Annotated in this window: 2 protein-coding genes and 1 pseudogene; all 3 read left to right on the top strand. The window is 65.5% G+C overall.

Features of this window, described 5'->3' with window-relative positions:
* Nucleotides 1–43: 43 nt before the first annotated feature.
* Nucleotides 44–646, top strand: a complete 603-nt coding sequence (locus HMPREF1136_RS10130; protein ID WP_009649251.1) for a GDSL-type esterase/lipase family protein — start codon at nucleotides 44–46, stop codon at nucleotides 644–646.
* Nucleotides 647–673: 27 nt separating this feature from the next.
* Nucleotides 674–802 (top strand): hypothetical protein, encoded by a 129-nt coding sequence (locus HMPREF1136_RS11415; protein ID WP_269528465.1) that lies wholly within the window; start codon nucleotides 674–676, stop codon nucleotides 800–802.
* A 7-nt stretch (nucleotides 803–809) separates the two neighbouring features.
* A pseudogene (locus HMPREF1136_RS10125) lies at nucleotides 810–1,083 on the top strand (hypothetical protein); the annotation flags it as partial.

Below are 1,083 nucleotides of genomic sequence, written 5' to 3'. Positions count from 1 at the left end.
CCGGTATTCCGGGCGCGCGCAGGCACACCCGGAAAGGACCACCATGCGCATCTGCTTCATCGGCGACGAGCTCGTCGCGGGCGTCGGAGACCCCCGAGGCCTGGGCTGGGTTGGCCGCGTCAACGCTCACTCGACCTTCGACGTGCCCGCCACATTTTTGACGCTGGCGGTCCCCTCCGAGACAACCAAGCAGATGGCCGCCCGCTGGGAGGCCGAGGTCCTGCCGCGCCTAGCCGACGGAGAACCCCACGGCCTCGTCATCGGGATCGGCCCCGGCGACGTTCCCGCCGGCATCTCCACGGCCCGTTCGCGCCTCAACCTCGCCAATATCACCGACCGCGCGACCTCTCTAGGCATCCCCAGCTTTGTGGTGGGTCCCCCGCCCCTGGCCGGCGTCGACTCCGGCGCCCTCAAAGCGCTGGCCTCCTCCTGCTCCGAGGTGTGCGGGCGCCGAGGGATCCCCTTCGTCGACTGCTACACACCCCTGGTCGCCCACGACCAGTGGTTCGAGGACATGGCCGCCTCCATGGCGCGCGGCAAAGACGGCCAGACCCTGCCCGGCCAGGCCGGATACGCGCTCATGGCGTGGATCGTCCAGCATCAGGGATGGTACGAGTGGACGGGCGCAACCCCGACCGACGTGTGAGGACATGCGAACCCAATTGTCATTATCGTGATGGCTTTGTTCAGTGGTATCTCTACAATCATCGACGAGGCATGCAAGGCGCGTTCCGGCGCAACGTCACTGACCGTCGATGTCTATTGCCACAGCTGGATCGTCGTCGACGCGCGAGTGGAATGAGCGGCACATGACCAAGGAGAAAGCCACCACGCGCGAGAAGCTCCTTATCTGCGCAATCATGATCGCTTTCTTGTCCCTCAATATTGTCCTGGGATCTTTCTTCTCACGCAGCTCATGGTCGCCGGCTGTCGTCACCGCAGCGGCTTCCTATCTGATTGTCTTCATCGTCGTCGCAGCAGCTGCCGGCATCCGAGTCCTGTACAGGGATTGGAAGACGCCTCCCCGCCACGGCCTCGGCCACCCAGCCGCGACACTGCCCGCGAACCTCGCTGGGCCCGCGC

Source organism: Actinomyces sp. ICM47 (genome assembly GCF_000278725.1).
Taxonomy (GTDB): Bacteria; Actinomycetota; Actinomycetes; order Actinomycetales; family Actinomycetaceae; genus Pauljensenia.
This window is presented reverse-complemented; position numbering and strand designations above follow the sequence as displayed.

Coding starts and splice junctions, on each gene's coding strand:
- HMPREF1136_RS10130 (WP_009649251.1), top strand. CDS start 44: ATGCGCATCTGCTTCATCGGCGACGAGCTCGTCGCGGGCGTCGGAGAC.